Source organism: Marinobacter sp. es.042 (genome assembly GCF_900188315.1).
In the GTDB taxonomy this organism is placed as follows: domain Bacteria; phylum Pseudomonadota; class Gammaproteobacteria; order Pseudomonadales; family Oleiphilaceae; genus Marinobacter.
In genome coordinates, this window is record NZ_LT897781.1 from 2,242,701 (window position 1) to 2,257,853 (window position 15,153).

Annotated in this window: 15 protein-coding genes and 1 tRNA gene; 6 read left to right on the forward strand and 10 right to left on the reverse strand. The window is 59.0% G+C overall.

The window, feature by feature from the left end; translation table 11 throughout:
* Positions 1-217 precede the first annotated feature (217 nt).
* From CFB02_RS10510 to CFB02_RS10535, 6 genes are read right to left on the reverse strand one after another with little or no spacing between them, the layout of a single operon-like run.
* Positions 218-643: a secondary thiamine-phosphate synthase enzyme YjbQ gene (locus CFB02_RS10510; RefSeq protein ID WP_088557969.1), complete on the reverse strand. Its 426-nt coding sequence runs from the start codon at positions 641-643 to the stop codon at positions 218-220.
* Positions 644-657: 14 nt separating this feature from the next.
* Positions 658-1,722, reverse strand: coding sequence for a succinylglutamate desuccinylase/aspartoacylase family protein (locus tag CFB02_RS10515; RefSeq protein WP_088557970.1), 1,065 nt, complete (start codon positions 1,720-1,722; stop codon positions 658-660).
* A 3-nt stretch (positions 1,723-1,725) separates the two neighbouring features.
* Entirely contained in the window at positions 1,726-2,631 is a 906-nt protein-coding gene (rimK, locus tag CFB02_RS10520) for a 30S ribosomal protein S6--L-glutamate ligase (RefSeq protein WP_088557971.1), read from the reverse strand.
* Complete coding sequence (locus CFB02_RS10525) at positions 2,628-3,125, reverse strand: ATP-dependent zinc protease (protein WP_088557972.1); 498 nt, start codon at positions 3,123-3,125, stop codon at positions 2,628-2,630. Before CFB02_RS10525 ends, rimK begins: the two co-directional genes overlap by 4 nt.
* A complete protein-coding gene (locus CFB02_RS10530) occupies positions 3,106-3,966 on the reverse strand; it encodes a mechanosensitive ion channel family protein (protein WP_088559219.1) in 861 nt (286 codons plus the stop codon). Before CFB02_RS10530 ends, CFB02_RS10525 begins: the two co-directional genes overlap by 20 nt.
* 51 nt (positions 3,967-4,017) lie before the next feature.
* Complete coding sequence (locus CFB02_RS10535; RefSeq protein WP_088557973.1) at positions 4,018-4,827, reverse strand: hypothetical protein; 810 nt, start codon at positions 4,825-4,827, stop codon at positions 4,018-4,020.
* A 165-nt stretch (positions 4,828-4,992) separates the two neighbouring features.
* On the opposite strand from CFB02_RS10535, the gene phrB reads away from it, so the two are divergent.
* Positions 4,993-6,396, forward strand: a complete 1,404-nt coding sequence (gene phrB / locus CFB02_RS10540; RefSeq protein WP_088557974.1) for a deoxyribodipyrimidine photo-lyase — start codon at positions 4,993-4,995, stop codon at positions 6,394-6,396.
* Between the two features lie 184 nt (positions 6,397-6,580).
* Here phrB and CFB02_RS10545 read toward each other — a convergent pair whose 3' ends face one another.
* From CFB02_RS10545 to hemA, 4 genes are read right to left on the reverse strand one after another with little or no spacing between them, the layout of a single operon-like run.
* Positions 6,581-7,327 carry a HesA/MoeB/ThiF family protein gene (locus CFB02_RS10545; RefSeq protein ID WP_088559220.1) on the reverse strand — a complete coding sequence of 249 codons (747 nt, stop codon included), beginning with the start codon at positions 7,325-7,327 and terminating at the stop codon, positions 6,581-6,583.
* Positions 7,328-7,341: 14 nt separating this feature from the next.
* Positions 7,342-8,193, reverse strand: coding sequence for a peptide chain release factor N(5)-glutamine methyltransferase (gene prmC / locus CFB02_RS10550; RefSeq protein ID WP_088557975.1), 852 nt, complete (start codon positions 8,191-8,193; stop codon positions 7,342-7,344).
* The gene (prfA, locus tag CFB02_RS10555) at positions 8,183-9,271 is read right to left on the reverse strand and encodes a peptide chain release factor 1 (protein ID WP_008176342.1); all 1,089 of its coding nucleotides are present in this window, start codon (positions 9,269-9,271) and stop codon (positions 8,183-8,185) included. Before prfA ends, prmC begins: the two co-directional genes overlap by 11 nt.
* Complete coding sequence (gene hemA, locus CFB02_RS10560) at positions 9,268-10,557, reverse strand: glutamyl-tRNA reductase (RefSeq protein WP_088557976.1); 1,290 nt, start codon at positions 10,555-10,557, stop codon at positions 9,268-9,270. The genes prfA and hemA overlap by 4 nt, the downstream gene beginning before the upstream one ends.
* 247 nt (positions 10,558-10,804) lie before the next feature.
* Here hemA and CFB02_RS10565 point away from each other — a divergent pair, with 247 nt between their 5' ends.
* The 5 genes from CFB02_RS10565 (at position 10,805) to CFB02_RS10585 (ending at position 15,139) form a co-directional block, all read left to right on the forward strand.
* Positions 10,805-12,553: a tetratricopeptide repeat protein gene (locus tag CFB02_RS10565; protein WP_088559221.1), complete on the forward strand. Its 1,749-nt coding sequence runs from the start codon at positions 10,805-10,807 to the stop codon at positions 12,551-12,553.
* Positions 12,550-13,182, forward strand: a complete 633-nt coding sequence (lolB, locus tag CFB02_RS10570) for a lipoprotein insertase outer membrane protein LolB (RefSeq protein ID WP_088557977.1) — start codon at positions 12,550-12,552, stop codon at positions 13,180-13,182. Before CFB02_RS10565 ends, lolB begins: the two co-directional genes overlap by 4 nt.
* Positions 13,179-14,042: a 4-(cytidine 5'-diphospho)-2-C-methyl-D-erythritol kinase gene (gene ispE / locus CFB02_RS10575; protein ID WP_088557978.1), complete on the forward strand. Its 864-nt coding sequence runs from the start codon at positions 13,179-13,181 to the stop codon at positions 14,040-14,042. Before lolB ends, ispE begins: the two co-directional genes overlap by 4 nt.
* Before the next feature lie 19 nt (positions 14,043-14,061).
* Positions 14,062-14,136 (forward strand) — tRNA-Gln (locus CFB02_RS10580).
* 52 nt (positions 14,137-14,188) lie between these two features.
* Positions 14,189-15,139 (forward strand): ribose-phosphate diphosphokinase, encoded by a 951-nt coding sequence (locus CFB02_RS10585; protein ID WP_008176348.1) that lies wholly within the window; start codon positions 14,189-14,191, stop codon positions 15,137-15,139.
* Positions 15,140-15,153: the final 14 nt, after the last annotated feature.

Here is a 15,153-nt window from a genome sequence, read left to right on the forward strand (position 1 = left end):
GCTCCCGATTCATTTTGTTTGTTGGGTGCTCAACGAAGCTCTTACAGCTCCGGTGGGTAACCCAATCAGCAAGGAGCAGACCAGATCTCGATTAATTCGGAAAAACAGAGCCTTACTAAAATCAGAGCAAGGTCAGGCGCTGGAAAATGGGTGGATATCCACCCATCGGAAAGAGCGAACGGGTGATTCCCGACACGTCGGGCGTTTCGGGTTCTGGCTACCAGCGGCCCTGAAGAGTCGACACAATACGACGACTGCCGGCTCGATCCCGGTGCTCACAGAGATAAAGTCCCTGCCAGGTTCCAAGTGCCAGGCGACCATGGCTGACCGGGAGGGTCAGCGAGGGGCCGATCAGGATGCTTTTGATATGAGCCGGCATGTCGTCGGGCCCTTCCATAACGTGCTCATAGTGCGGCGCATTCTCCGGCACCATGACGTTGAAATGGCGTTCCAGGTCGCCCCGCACATCCGGATCGGCGTTCTCGTTCACCGCCAGAGAAGCGGAGGTATGCTGGATGAACAGGTGCAGCAAGCCGACTTCGCAGTTTGTCAGGTCCGGCGCCTGGGCAAGGATTTCATTGGTGACCAGATGAAAACCCCGCGGCAGCGGCGCCAACTCGATAAACGACTGATCCCAGATCATGACAGCCCTCTCGGTTATTTCTGCCGGTCATCCCAGGGGTGCACGGGAACCACATCGTCGCCGACATCGCCCTCGTAGCTGCTGCGGAAATAATCCATCACTTTTTCCGCCTCGCTGAGCTCGTCAAATCGGGCGACGTGGTAGATTGCCTCGCCCTCGTTCACCAGTGGCAGGTTATTCACGCAGATCACGATACCTGAGCAGGGTGACACCACCGCGGTTTCCGATTCGCCGAAGGGATCCGCCACCATGGCCAGCCTCTGGCCTTTGCGAACCTTCTGGCCCAGCCGGGCGACAGGCCTCATGATCCCATCGATATCCGCCCGCACCCATTGGGAATTGGCCGCGGTTTCAGACCGCTTTCTCGGTGCCTTGGGCCCCTTCTTCGCCGGGATCATTTCGAGTTCACGCATCACCCGGATAACCCCTTTCACACCGCTCCCGATCACCACGTCATCAAATCGCAGAGCTTCTCCGCCTTCGAAGGTGATCACCGGAATGTCCTGTGAATCGGCGTACGCCCGGAGACTTCCCTCTCGAAGCCCCGAATTGATTATGATCGGGGCACCAAAGGCCTCGGCCATGCGCACGGTTTCCGGGTTTTTCAGCTCGGCACGGATTTGCGGCAGGTTGAATCGATGAACTGCGCCTGTGTGCAAATCAATAATGTGGGTCACTCGCTCCATAATCTGGGTGCGCAGCAGGTAGGCAATACGCCCGCCCAGGGAACCACTCTCGCTGCCGGGAAAACAGCGGTTCAGATCCCGCCGGTCAGGCAGGTATCGGGTGCGCTGCACGAATCCGAAAATGTTCACGATAGGCACCGCAACCAACGTGCCCCGAAGGTGCCTCAACGCCGAATTGGTGAGCACCCGACGAACGATCTCAACACCGTTGATCTCGTCACCGTGAATGGCACCACACACCATCAATACCGGGCCACTTCGCCGGCCGTGCACAACCTCAACGGGAATGTGCAGCGGCGTATGGGTGTACAGCTTGGCGACCGGAACTTCCACAGTTTGCCGGGTTCCGGCCTTTACCTGGGTCCCGGCAATTTCATAGGGGGCACGAGCCATGCTTTAGCCTCTCCCCTTGGTCCGGGTCTTCCAGGGCTTCTGATTCTTTTCGGTCCAGTTAATGATCATGCCGGCAACGTTCTTGCCCGTGGCGTTCTCGATGCCCTCAAGGCCAGGCGACGAGTTCACCTCCATTACCAGTGGCCCCCTGCTGGAGCGGAGCAGGTCAACACCGGCAACGTTCAGGCCCATGGCTTTGGCGGCCTTGATGGCAGTGCTGCGCTCCTGGGGGGTGATGCGTATGAGCGAGGCAGTACCGCCCCGGTGCAGGTTCGAACGGAACTCGCCTTCGGCACCCTGACGCTTCATGGCCGCGATCACCTTGTCGCCAATCACAAAGCAACGGATATCGGCACCGCCGGCCTCCTTGATGAATTCCTGTACGAGAATATCCGCTTTCAGGCCCATGAAGGCTTCAATCACACTCTCCGCGGCCTTGCGGGTTTCTGCCAGCACCACGCCGATGCCCTGAGTACCCTGCAGCAGCTTGATCACCACCGGCGCCCCGCCAACCATCTCAAGCAACTCCGGAACGTTGTCCGGCTTGTTCGCGAAACCGGTAATCGGCATTCCTACACCCTTACGGGCCAGCAGTTGCAGCGAGCGCAGCTTATCCCGGGACCGGCTGATGGCCACGGATTCATTCACCGGAAACACGCCCATCATCTCGAACTGACGCAGTACCGCCGTTCCGTAAAACGTCACCGATGCACCGATCCGCGGAATCACCACATCGAAATCCTCAAGGACCTCCTCATGGTAGTGGATCTGTGGGTTCGCCGAAGTAATATTCATCGAACAGTGAAGGCAGTCAATCACCTTCACTTCGTGGCCACGATTAATGCCCTCCTCCACCAGACGGCGGGTCGAGTAGAGGTGACGGTTTCGTGACAGTACCGCTATTTTCATTTTTCAGTCCTTAAGGCCGGCTTGCCGGCAAGATAGGAAGCTTCGGGATAGATCACTGAGCGCCCTGACATAGCGGTACGGCCCAGCAACATCCGGAACCGCATGGAATCTCGGTTGGTCAATGTCATTTCAATGGGCCATTTCTGGCCGCCAATCAGCAGCGTGGTCTCGATGACCAGGCGCATTTCCTTGTGGCCGCCGGAATCAGACACGTTCCGCTCATCCAGCACCCTGGCGTCACACTCCACCACCTGGTGAAGATCGTTCTGTACCGGATGAACCCAGAAGCGCACGCGCCGTTCACCGTTTTCCGTGTAGGGTTCAGTGCGGAACGTGTGGAGACAGGAAGTTCTGGCTCCGGTATCGATTTTCGCCTTGATACGGCTAATATCCAGGTCCGGCAGCGCCACCCATTCACGCCAGCCAAGACTCATCTTGCTCTCGGCGGGGGTCAGTGGGATGGTTTTGATAACTTCAGCTGTCTTTGTCGACATCCGGGAGATCCTTTTCAGTGATTTTTTCCGGCCCCAACAGCTGAACACGGAACGGCTCTGAATGGCTACCCGCATAAACGCTGGTGTGGGGGAACGGAATTTCAATGCCTTCCCGATCCAGGGTTTTCTTGATCGCGACCATCATGCCGCTTCTCCCTTCAAGCACCTTTTCCTTCGGCACCCAGTAAGAGAACTGCAGATCGACCGAGGATGGGCCAAACGCTGTCACCAAAGTGAAGGGCTTGGGTTCTTCGAGACAGACCGGATTCTTTTCTGCCAGCTTCAGAAGCAGACTTTCCACCCGCTCTACATCTTCAGCGTAGGCAATCCCCACCGTCAGGTCGAGCCGGCGTATCGGAAACCGGGAACGGTTGACCACCCTTGTCTTGATCAGGGTTTCATTGGGAATCCGCACGTACAGGTTGTCCGGCGTGCGTAACTTCACGCTCAGCATATCAATACCGACGACTTCCCCGATGGTCGCGTCTACCTCAATGAAGTCACCGATTTCAAAGGGTTTTTCCACCAGTAGAAACAGCCCACTGATCATGTTCGACGCCGAGGTCTGAGAGGCAAAACCAATGGCAACGGTGAGGATACCAGCGGCGCCGAGCACCACATCCAGAGAGAACCCGGCCTCCCGCAGGGCCGCCACAAAAAACAGCACCACGATGACGTAAAACACCAGCCGCCGAACCATGACGGTATGATGGCGGGAGGTGCGCTGCGCCATGAAACGGCCGACACTGCGGGCCGCCAGAGACCCGAGGAACAGCCCCAACACCACAAGAAAGGCGGAACTGATCCACTGCCCCCAGGCAATATCGGTAAAAAACTGCATTACGCCTGTTTGCATTGTTTCCAGCAAAGCGTCGACTCCATCAGATCCGTTTCAGCCAAACATCCGGTCAAACGCCCGGACAAGCCGGCCGCGGGCCATTTTTTCACGAGCATCCGCCACCTGCCGGCAGGTGCCCGCTGCGGCCGGCAACGGCTGTTCCACATGCAGACTCGCCGAATTCATGTCGGTCTCAACTTCAACGGTTACCCCCGGCGTCCAGAGCTGGCCCCGATCGTTCTGGTGCAATGACAGCAACGGCGTTGGCAGACTGAAGCGCTCAAGCAGCAGGGGCTCATCCCGCCGGTTGATCAGCGTCACCGGCGTGACGGCTCGCCATGGGCGTTTCGGCACCGCCTCAAGCACCAGACGGGCAAAACTATGAGAGGTATAACAAAGCTCGCCCTCCATGGTATTTCTGCCCACCCAGGTCATCGAAGGCGACGCCAGGGGGATTTCCGTCAACACGGTTTGCTTGTCGCCGGCACAGACCTTCATCCAGGCCAGCGTGCCCACGTAGATTGTGCAGCGGCCACCGGCGGGAATCGTCAGGGGCTGGAAAGGACGAATCACGGTAGGCAGGTTTGCGAGTGCCGGCAGGAATGTCACGGTCGACGACTGGTTTTCCCGGATGAAACGCTGCAGCGGCACAGAAGCCGAAGGCAGAGTGTGGCCGATGGTTTCTGTCCAGCTGGCCGGATCCGTATCGAGTTCCAGCGTTTCTGAACGAATCTGCCATTCCTGGTCCAACAGAGTCACCCACAAACGAATATGACCCAGTTGATGATACTGGGTCTGGCCGGAAGCCAGTGAATAAGGCTGGGCCCAAACGCCGTCACGGCGACCTTCGCTGTTGTTCTCCATTCCCGCCACAGAACTCCTTGAGGATGGGCCGGCTGAATTGCTGTAAAAGTATCCTAACTATAATCCAATCAGCCAGCCCGGGCGAATATCCAAGTTGGTGATTTTATTGATACACCGGGCTGTAATTACACTTACATCAATCCCTCAGACAACTATGGATTACGGATGACACAACTGGTCTGGTTCCGAAACGATCTCCGGGTTGCCGACAACCCCGCCCTCACAGCCGCCTGCGAAAGCAGCGAAGAGGTGCGAGCCTGTTTTATTCTCACCCCGGACCAATGGCAGGAACACGATTGGTCGCCGGCCCGGGTGCAATTCGTAGTCGCCCACGCCAACGCCCTGGCCGAAGAGCTCGCCAAACTGGGTATACCGCTGTCATTTATGCACGCAAAACGCTTCGACGACAGCCTTCGCAAACTCGAGAGCCACTGCGAAGAGCACGGGGTGACAGCGCTGCACTTCAACGAGGAGTACGGCGTCAACGAGCGCAAACGCGACAAGACGTTGAAACACCGCTTTGATGAACTCGGCATTGCCGTTCGCAAATACCGCGACCAGACAGTTGCACCAGTAGGGGAGATCCTCACCCAACAGAATGACCCCTACTCCGTGTTCACACCGTTTTCGAGACGCTGGCGCAGCTGGATAGAAGAAACCCATCCGGGTCTTTTTTCAACGCCCAAAGCCAGGGGCAACGCCGTAAGCCCGGAACAGATTGACACCATACCCGAAGCCTTTCGAGACGCCCCCGAACCCCTCGTTGCAACCGGTGAAGATGCCGCCCACGACCAGCTCGAGCGCTTCCTCGAAAAACGCGGCGCCGCGTACAAGGAAAAGCGTGACTTCCCCGCCATCGATGGCACCAGCCAGATATCCCCTTACCTCGCCAATGGTGTTCTCTCTGGCCGGCAATGCCTGATAGCCGGCCGACAGGCGCAGGGCGCCGGCGGCAACCAGGAAGGCCTGGGAACCTGGATCACCGAAATCGCCTGGCGGGATTTCTACATCAACATCCTCTACCACTTTCCCAGAGTGAGCATGCACCGCGCCTTCAAGCCGGAAACCGAAGCCCTTGAATGGAACACCCCGGGTGACAGGTTTGAAGCCTGGAAAACCGGCAACACCGGCGTCCCCATCGTCGACGCCGCCATGCGCCAACTCAACCAGACCGGCTGGATGCACAACCGCCTACGCATGATCACCGCCATGTATCTCACCAAAAACCTGTTCATTGACTGGCGCCTGGGCGAAGCCTACTTCATGTCAAAACTGATCGACGGCTTCCTGGCCTCAAACAACGGCGGCTGGCAATGGAGCGCCTCCACCGGCACCGACGCCGCTCCCTACTTCCGGGTCTTTAACCCGGTCACCCAGAGCGAACGTTTCGACCCCAAAGGCGACTTTATCCGGGAGTGGATTCCTGAACTGGCCAAACTGGACAGCAAACGGATTCATGATCCGGGGGCGAAAGGTGGTGTTATTCCGAAAGGATATCCAAGGCAGATCGTTGATCTGAAAGAGAGCAGGAAAGAGGCGATCGCAAAATTTCAGGAATTGAAAAACTGAGGTACACAACGAGGCAGGCTACTCCGAGGCTCTGACGCAGTGCCGGGGATGGCCTTCCCAAAACTGTGCGGAGCCATGGATGGCGGAGCCCAAGCGCCACAGGGATGTGCCGCAAGGAGCGTGTTTTGGGAAGGCCATCCCCGGCACTGCAGCCCGAAAGCTCCCAAGCCCGCCGGCACCAAAGTCAGCCAGAACAGACCGGGCAATCAGGGTCCCGAGCCAGCTTCATCTCCCGCCACTGCATCTCCCAGGCATCCAGAATCAGCAAGCGCCCCACCAGAGGCGAGCCAACCCCGGAAATCACCTTGATGGCCTCCATGGCCTGAGTCGCCCCGATCATCCCGACCAGAGGCGCAATCACGCCCGCCTCGGAGCAGGTCAGATCCTCATTGCCCTGCTCCGGATACAGACAGTGGTAGCAGGGGCTGTCCTCCCGCCGGCTGTCGTAAACCGAAACCTGCCCCTCGCCCCGAATGGCCGCACCGGACACCAGCGGAACTCTCGACGCCACACAGGCACGGTTCAGCGCAAACCGGGTGTTGAAGTTATCCGTGCAATCCACCACCAGGGTTGCCTCCGCGACCGTCCGCGTTAGAGCCTCACCTTCGAGGCGCTGATTCAGGGCGGTAACGGACACCAGCGGGTTGATCCGACGAATCCGATCGGCAAGGCTTTCCGCTTTCGATTCACCCAGCTGCGCGGTTTCAAAACCAATCTGACGCTGGAGATTGGCCAATTCGATATTATCGTCATCCACCAGGGTCAGGGTCCCGACACCTGCGGCGCCCAGATACAAAGCGACAGGACACCCCAGGCCGCCAGCACCGATCACAAGAACCCTGGCCGACTGCAGCTTTTCCTGGCCGGCAATATCGAACCGGGGCATCAGGATCTGCCGGCTGTAGCGCAATAATTCGTCGTCACTGAGCATCTGCATCTCCACTGTTAGGCACCCGAAGACCATTGTCCGAGTGTCATCCGATCCCGGTTGCCATAATCCTGCCGGGTCTCAACGGCTTTAAACCCGCGAGCATGAAACAACCCTGCCACGGCATCTGCCTGATCGAAACCATGCTCAACCAGAAGCCAGCCGCCTTCCACCAGCCAGTCCGGCGCCTGTCTGATAATCAGTCGCAGATCATCCAGGCCATCGCTCCCGGATACCAGGGCCGAGGCAGGTTCGAATCGAACGTCACCTTCCTCAAGGTGGCGGTCGCTAGTGGGGATATAGGGTGGATTGGAGACAATCAGATCAAACCTCTCTGGGTCCAGCCCCGAAAACCAGGAGCTCTGGACCAGGGAAAGGTTCAGGCCAAGGGCAACAGCGTTTTCACGGGCCAGCGCCACTGCCTCGGGCACGGCATCACAGGCAGATATTCGCCAACCCCCGTGCTCACTGGCGAGAGCCAGGGCAATGGCGCCCGTCCCTGTTCCCAGATCCAGCACACTGGCTTGCGGTGGTAGCGGCAAAGCAAGAGCAACTTCCACCAGGCATTCGGTATCCGGTCTTGGAATCAGAGTGGAGGCACTGACTTTCAGCGGCAGTGACCAGAATTCCTGCTGCCCCAACAAATGCGCCACAGGCCTGCCGGCCACCCGATCCTGCACCAGCCTCTCGAAAGCCTCGGCGTGAGTGTCGGTCACCTCACGCTCCGGCCAGGCCCGAAAACTGGTCCGGCTGAGCCCCGTAATGTGGCTCAGCAGCAGCTCGGCATCCAGCCTCGGCGAATCACTTTCAATTCGGCTGGATGCCTCCGTCAGAAGGGCTTCGCAGGTCAGTAAGGGTTTACTGGTCATCGGCGAGAGAGGCGAGCAGCTCGGCCTGGTGTTCCTGCTGCAGAGGTACGACAACGGCATCCAGATCGCCGGCAATGACTTCGTCGAGCTTGTAAAGGGTGAGATTGATCCGATGATCCGTCACCCGCCCCTGGGGAAAGTTGTACGTGCGGATCCGCTCGGACCGGTCGCCACTGCCCACCAGGCTCTTGCGAGTCTCGGCCATGGACTTTTGCTGCCGCTCGGTCTCGGCATTCTGAAGTCGAGAGGCCAGCAAGCTCAACGCCTTGGCGCGGTTCTTGTGCTGAGAACGCTCTTCCTGGCATTCCACCACGATGCCCGTTGGCAAATGCGTTATCCGGATCGCCGAATCGGTCTTGTTCACGTGCTGGCCGCCAGCACCTGACGCACGAAACGTGTCTACCCGCAGATCCGCCTTGTTGAGCTCGATGGCCTCGGCCTCATCGGCCTCGGGCATCACCGCCACGGTGCAGGCGGAGGTATGGATCCGGCCCTGGGATTCGGTTTCCGGAACACGCTGCACCCGGTGGGCACCAGACTCGAATTTCAGGGCACCATACACTCCGTCACCGGCCACGCGCGCAATCAGTTCCTTGAAGCCGCCGTGCTCGCCTTCGCTCTCGCTCAGAACCTCCACTTGCCAGCGCCGGCGCTCGGCATAGCGCAGATACATCCGGAACAGGTCGCCGGCAAAAATGGCAGCTTCGTCACCACCGGTGCCGGCGCGAATCTCCAGGAAGACGTTCTTGCCGTCGTTCGGGTCTTTCGGCAGCATCAGGCGCTGGAGCTCTTCATCGAGCTCCTCGCTCTTCTGCTCGGCAAGTTGCAGTTCTTCCTCGGCCATTTCCCGCATATCGGCGTCGCCATCTTTCGCCAGCTCGCGCGCAGCCTCGATGTCATCCAGGGAGTGCTGCCAGGCCTGGAAGCAATGAACAATGGGCTCAATCTCGGCGAACTCCCGGGAAAGGTCCCGGAACTTGTCCTGCTGGGAGATAATGGAGGAATCACTAAGCAATGCGCTGACTTCCTCGAAGCGGTCAGAAAGCTGCTCGAGGCGGGATTGGATCGATGGCTTCATAGTTTTTCCGGGGTTGTCGTCGTGTCCGCGTCCAGTGCATCCAGCTGGTGCAACTCACGCAGCCACTCTGTCACCTCGGTGCGACCTTCTGTGGTGGCCTTGCGAACCTGCACAGAGGGCTCGTGCAGGAGTTTGTTGGTGAGGCCGCGTGCCATACTGCGCAGCACGGTTTCAGGATCTGTGCCATTGCGCAGGGCGCGCAGGGCTTTTTCGGTCTCCGCATCGCGCAGCACTTCGGCACGCTGACGGAACTGCTTGAGCGTGGACACCGCATCCAGCGCCCTTAGCTGGTTCAGAAAATCCTGAACCCCGGATGCCACCAGATTCTCGGCCTCCCGGGCCGCACCCTCACGAGAGCGGATATTTTCTTCGATAACCTGGCGCAGGTCGTCCACCGTGTAGAGATAGACGTCATCCAGCGAGGCCACCTCCGGCTCGATATCCCGGGGCACGGCAATATCCACCATGAAATAGGGGCGGTGTTTGCGTTTCTTCAGGGCTCGCTCAACGGCACCTTTACCAAGGATCGGCAATGGGCTTGCCGTTGAAGAAATAATAATGTCGACATCGGCCAGATGTTCCGGGATCTCGGACAGCACAATGCCCTTGCCACCACGGGATTCTGCCAGTGCCTGTGCCCGCTCAAGGGTACGGTTGGCCACCAGGAAGTCCTTCACGCCGGCATCCGCAAGGTGCCGGGCCACCAGTTCAATGGTTTTGCCGGCACCGATCAACAGGGCCTTGTTCCGGGACATGTCGGCAAATATGTGATGCGCCATGCTCACCGCGGCGTAGGCAACAGAAACGGGGTTTTCACCGATGGCAGTCTGGGTCCGCACTCGTTTGGCGACCGAGAAGGTATGCTCGAACAATCGGGACAAGAACGCGCCGCTGGCGCCGTGCTCCCTGGCCAGGGAATAGGCATCCTTCAATTGCCCAAGGATCTGTGGCTCGCCAAGCACCATGGAGTCCAGGCCGGCGGCCACTCGCATCATGTGCCTGACGGCATCACCATCACGGTGCACGTACAGCGCTTCTTCCAGTTCCGCGGCGTCCATTCCATGGAAGCCGGCCATCCAGCGAAGCACCATGGGGGCGCAGTCGTCATCTCCAGCCAGGTACAGCTCGGTCCGGTTACAGGTAGACAGTATCGCAGCCTCGGTGGCGCCTGACGTCGCACGCAGCTCGGCGAACGCCTCCGCCATACGCTCGGGCGTAAACGCTACTCGCTCCCGTAGCTCTACGGGGGCCGTGCGATGATTGATTCCCAGCGTTACCAGTGCCATTTCGTGGTTGTACAACCTTTTGCCGATGAGCGGTTTAGAGACGCGCAATTACTGGACATTTTAACGGCCAGCGGCCTGAGCTGCCACCCAAAACCACCGCAGCTTCGGCAAGTGCGGACAGGTTGGGCAAGATCAGGTGCTTATGCCATTATAGGGATTCGGCTGAGGCCGCGACCCGATCTACCCCAATTCCGGGGCTGGAGCGTGGTTATTTCAGATGCGTTTTCGACAGATCATGGGAAGTTGCATGCACAAATCCGTACCGTTTCTGTTTACCTGCCTGCTTGGCCTCACGCTGGCAGGCTGTGCCAGCCTCACCGGCACAGAGGAAGCGCCTGCCAAGAGCGAAACCGTCGCCGCCGGGGAAAAGACAGAACCACAACCGCCGGTTGAATACGCCGATTTTGAGCCCGAAACCCTCTATTTGCTTCTGTCTGCCGAAATTGCAGCCCAGCGCGGACGCTACGACATTACCCTGGTTAACTACCTGAAGGCTGCCAAACAGTCCCGGGACCAGGTGGTGATTGAGCGGGCGATGCGAATCGCCCAATCCCTGAACGGCGATAACGCCCAGAAGCAACTAGCCGAGCTCTGGCTCGAGATCGACCCGAACAGCCTCCAGGCCCACCGGATCTCTGCTATCCAGGCCGTGAAAGGAAATGACCTCCAGACCGCCATCCACCATATGGAGCAGATCATGGACCAGGGTGGCGACGCTGACTTCGACAGCTTGGCCGCCATGGCTGCAAACCTGCCACCAGAACAGCAACAGGAGCTTCTGGCCCTCTACAATCAAATGTCGGACCGCCATCCCGACACGCCGGAACTCGAATACAGCATCGCGCTGCTTTTAAAGGTAACCGGGCAGCCGCAGGAAGCCCTGGACAGGCTTGAACCGCTGTTGGAGGAAAGTGCCAATTTCCAGCCGGCCATCATTCTCAAGGGCGACCTTCTCTACCAGACCGGCCAGAAAAGCAGCGCCCTCGACTACCTGCTGACCAACACCCGACGCTTCCCCGGCAACCGGCAGATGGGAACACTCTACGGCCGAATGCTTATAAATGAAGGGGAATTACAGGCCGCGCAGGATGAATTCAACCGCCTTGTGAAGCGCTACCCGGACACGCCAGGCCTGAGACTATCCCACGCACTGGTCGCTCTTGAGAACGGTCAGACTGATCTGGCCCGGGAAGAACTGACACGCCTGGCCGAACAGGGCCATCATACCAGCGAGGCCAACTATTACCTGGGTCGCATTGAAGACCAGGCGGGCAATACCGGGCAGGCCATTGGCTACTACCAGAGCGTTGAACAGGGCAACTACTACTTTCCGGCCCTGGCCCGCGCCAGCTCCCTGCTGGCCAAGAATGGCCAGCTTGAGGACGCCATTGACCGCATCCGCAGGCTGCGCGAGGCCAATCCCCGCCAGGCAGAGAATTTCTGGCTGCTGGAGGTGAACCTGCTGCTGGATCAGGAACAGCAACAGCAGGCCCTGAGCACCGCCACGGAAGCTCTGGAAGAACATCCGGACAATATCGAGATCCGGTACGCCCGGGCCATGCTCTACGATGGCATCGGACAGCCTGGCGACGCCGAAGCCGATCTGAAGCAGATTCTCGAACAGGAACCGGAAAACGCCGTCGCCCTGAATGCCCTGGGCTACATCCTGACCATCCGGACAGACAGACTGAGAGAAGCCCGCGGCTATATCGAGAAAGCACTGCGGCTGGACCCGGAAAATCCGGCCATCCTCGATAGCATGGGCTGGGTCCTGTTCCTCGAAGGCCAGCTCGAGCCGGCGCTCGATTACCTCTCCCGTGCCTGGGCCGCCTTCCCCGATCCGGAAGTTGCCGCTCACTATGGTGAGGCGCTGTGGATGAACGGAGCCGAAGAACAGGCCAGAATCATCTGGCAGGAAGGCCTCGAACAGGACAGCGATCACGAAGTGCTCAGAGAAACCATCGATCGGCTGACCAATGGTGGTGACACCGAATGAGACTGGGGCGAATTCTGGCGGCACTGATGATGCTTGCCACGCTCGGCGCCTGTACCACGATTCAGATCGATCCATTGCCGGAGGGCATGACAGACCAGCCTCCGGCTGACTGGACCACTCGCGCAGTCAGTCTCGACAAACTCGACCACTGGAAGCTGTCCGGGAAGCTGGCCGTACGCCAGCCATCCGACAGCGGAACCGCCATCATCAACCACTGGATCCAGGATGGCGAAGCCTACGATCTTGCCCTCTCCTCATCCTTCCTCGGTATGGGCAGCACAACACTCAAAGGGGTTCCCGGGTTTATCGAGTTGACCCTGCCGAACGGCGAAACCTACCGCTCGGGCGAACCGGAAGCGCTGGTCGAGGCGGCCACGGGCTGGCAGCTGCCACTGGAGAATCTGACCTGGTGGATTCGGGGCCTGCCATCCCCCGCCAGCCACTATCGCCTGCTGTTTGATAATAAGGGCACCCTGGCCATAATCCGCCAGAACGGCTGGGAAATCCGCTACGACCGCTGGCAGGCCTTCCTCTCCGCTTACCCTGCGCTGCCCGCCCGGATTACCGCCCTCAAGGACGACAAGCGGGTACGCCTGGTGGTCAGCGACTGGCAGGAGCAGCCCGAGTGACACCTGGCCTGATACTGCCCTCACCGGCCAAGCTGAACCTGTTCCTGCACATTGTCGGGCGCCGGGACGATGGCTACCACGAGCTTCAGACCCTGTTCCAGTTTCTGGACTACGGCGACGAGCTGAGCTTCACCCTGACACCCGGCGAGCCGGGGGTGAGGCTCGCGGAGCCTGTTCCCGGTGTCGACGACGAGGACAACCTCATCATTCGCGCGGCCAGAGCACTCCTTGAGAGGGCTCAAGGCGACTTGCCCGGAGTCACCGTCGGCATCACCAAACGGCTGCCCATGGGCGGCGGCCTGGGCGGCGGCAGCTCCAATGCTGCAACCACTCTACTGGGCCTGAACCATCTCTGGCAGCTCGACTTGAGCACCGATGAGCTTGCCGGAATAGGCCTCGGCCTGGGCGCCGATGTGCCGGTGTTTGTCCGGGGTCATGCCGCCTTTGGTGAGGGAGTTGGTGAAACACTGACCAACGCCAATCCGCCGGAAGACTGGTTCGTTGTTCTCAAGCCTGGCTGCAACATAAACACTGGCAAGATTTTTTCCGAGCAAGGGTTGACAAGGAACACCCCGAGAATCAAAATAGCGCCCGCTTTTGAGGGAGACGCCTCGAGGTACCGAAACGACTGTGAGGATGTAGTTCGAAAACTGTATCCTGAGGTTAACCAGAGCCTGGAATGGCTTTCACAATTCGGACCTGCAAGATTAACCGGAACCGGGGCTTGCATATTTGGACGTTTCCCGACAGAATCCGCAGCCCGGATCATCTGGGAAAGCAAACCCTCCGGCGTCACGGGGTTCGTAGCTAAAGGGGTGAACAAGTCACCTCTACACAAAAAGCTAACAGAGCTGAAATGATGCCAAAAAAGCACGATACTGGGGTGTCGCCAAGTGGTAAGGCAACGGGTTTTGATCCCGTCATGCGCAGGTTCGAATCCTGCCACCCCAGCCACCTTTCTCCCGCTTCTTCTGAATCAAACGCCGATACTGAGAAGGATGCCGTCGTGTCCAAACTGATGATCTTCGCTGGCAACGCCAACCCTGAACTGGCTCAAGCGATTGCCCGCAAACTCCACATTCCCATGGGTCAGGCCACTGTAGGCCGTTTCAGCGACGGGGAAACCACCGTCGAGATCAATGAGAATGTCCGCGGCCATGATGTGTTCATCATCCAGCCGACCTGCTACCCCACCAACGATAACCTGATGGAACTGATCGTGATGGCCGACGCACTTCGCCGTGCTTCCGCTACACGGGTCACCGCCGTTATCCCCTATTACGGATACGCGCGCCAGGATCGCCGGGTACGCTCTACCCGTGTTGCCATCAGCGCCAAGGTGGTCGCAGACATGATTTCCAGCATCGGTGTAGACCGGGTCCTGACCGTTGACCTGCACGCCGACCAGATCCAGGGCTTCTTCGATATCCCGGTGGACAACATCTACGCCACACCGGTCATGCTTGAAGACATCTTCAAGCAGCGTTTCGAGAACTTTGTCGTGGTATCTCCGGACGTTGGCGGTGTGGTTCGCGCCCGCGCCGTGGCCAAGCGCCTGGACGATGCCGATCTCGCTATCATCGACAAGCGTCGCCCGAAAGCGAACGTTTCCCAGGTGATGCACATCATCGGTGATGTCAAAGACAAGACCTGTATCCTGGTTGACGACATCATTGATACCGCCGGCACTCTGTGCAAAGCAGCCAACGCCCTGAAAGAACACGGCGCGGCCCGCGTGGTTGCCTACATCACCCACCCGGTTCTCTCCGGCCCGGCCATTGATAACATCAATGCCTCACAGCTGGACGAACTTGTGGTCTGCGATACCATCCCGCTGGGTGACAAAGCGCATAATTGTGATAGAATCCGCGTCCTCGGAATGGCCGGGCTGCTTGCGGAGTCGATTCGCCGCGTGAGCAACGAAGAGTCCATCAGTGCCATGTTCGAGAATGCCTGAGTGACCTTTCGGTC

What these genes read in the sequence shown, in the direction of transcription:
- lolB (WP_088557977.1), top strand. Translation starts at nt 12,550, where the DNA reads ATGAGACTGGGGCGAATTCTGGCGGCACTGATGATGCTTGCCACGCTC.
- phrB (WP_088557974.1), top strand. Translation starts at nt 4,993, where the DNA reads ATGACACAACTGGTCTGGTTCCGAAACGATCTCCGGGTTGCCGACAAC.
- CFB02_RS10510 (WP_088557969.1), bottom strand. Translation starts at nt 643, where the DNA reads ATGATCTGGGATCAGTCGTTTATCGAGTTGGCGCCGCTGCCGCGGGGT.
- CFB02_RS10565 (WP_088559221.1), top strand. Translation starts at nt 10,805, where the DNA reads ATGCACAAATCCGTACCGTTTCTGTTTACCTGCCTGCTTGGCCTCACG.
- prfA (WP_008176342.1), bottom strand. Translation starts at nt 9,271, where the DNA reads ATGAAGCCATCGATCCAATCCCGCCTCGAGCAGCTTTCTGACCGCTTC.
- hemA (WP_088557976.1), bottom strand. Translation starts at nt 10,557, where the DNA reads ATGGCACTGGTAACGCTGGGAATCAATCATCGCACGGCCCCCGTAGAG.
- CFB02_RS10525 (WP_088557972.1), bottom strand. Translation starts at nt 3,125, where the DNA reads ATGTCGACAAAGACAGCTGAAGTTATCAAAACCATCCCACTGACCCCC.
- CFB02_RS10545 (WP_088559220.1), bottom strand. Translation starts at nt 7,327, where the DNA reads ATGCTCAGTGACGACGAATTATTGCGCTACAGCCGGCAGATCCTGATG.
- prmC (WP_088557975.1), bottom strand. Translation starts at nt 8,193, where the DNA reads ATGACCAGTAAACCCTTACTGACCTGCGAAGCCCTTCTGACGGAGGCA.
- CFB02_RS10515 (WP_088557970.1), bottom strand. Translation starts at nt 1,722, where the DNA reads ATGGCTCGTGCCCCCTATGAAATTGCCGGGACCCAGGTAAAGGCCGGA.
- rimK (WP_088557971.1), bottom strand. Translation starts at nt 2,631, where the DNA reads ATGAAAATAGCGGTACTGTCACGAAACCGTCACCTCTACTCGACCCGC.
- CFB02_RS10530 (WP_088559219.1), bottom strand. Translation starts at nt 3,966, where the DNA reads ATGCAGTTTTTTACCGATATTGCCTGGGGGCAGTGGATCAGTTCCGCC.
- CFB02_RS10535 (WP_088557973.1), bottom strand. Translation starts at nt 4,827, where the DNA reads ATGGAGAACAACAGCGAAGGTCGCCGTGACGGCGTTTGGGCCCAGCCT.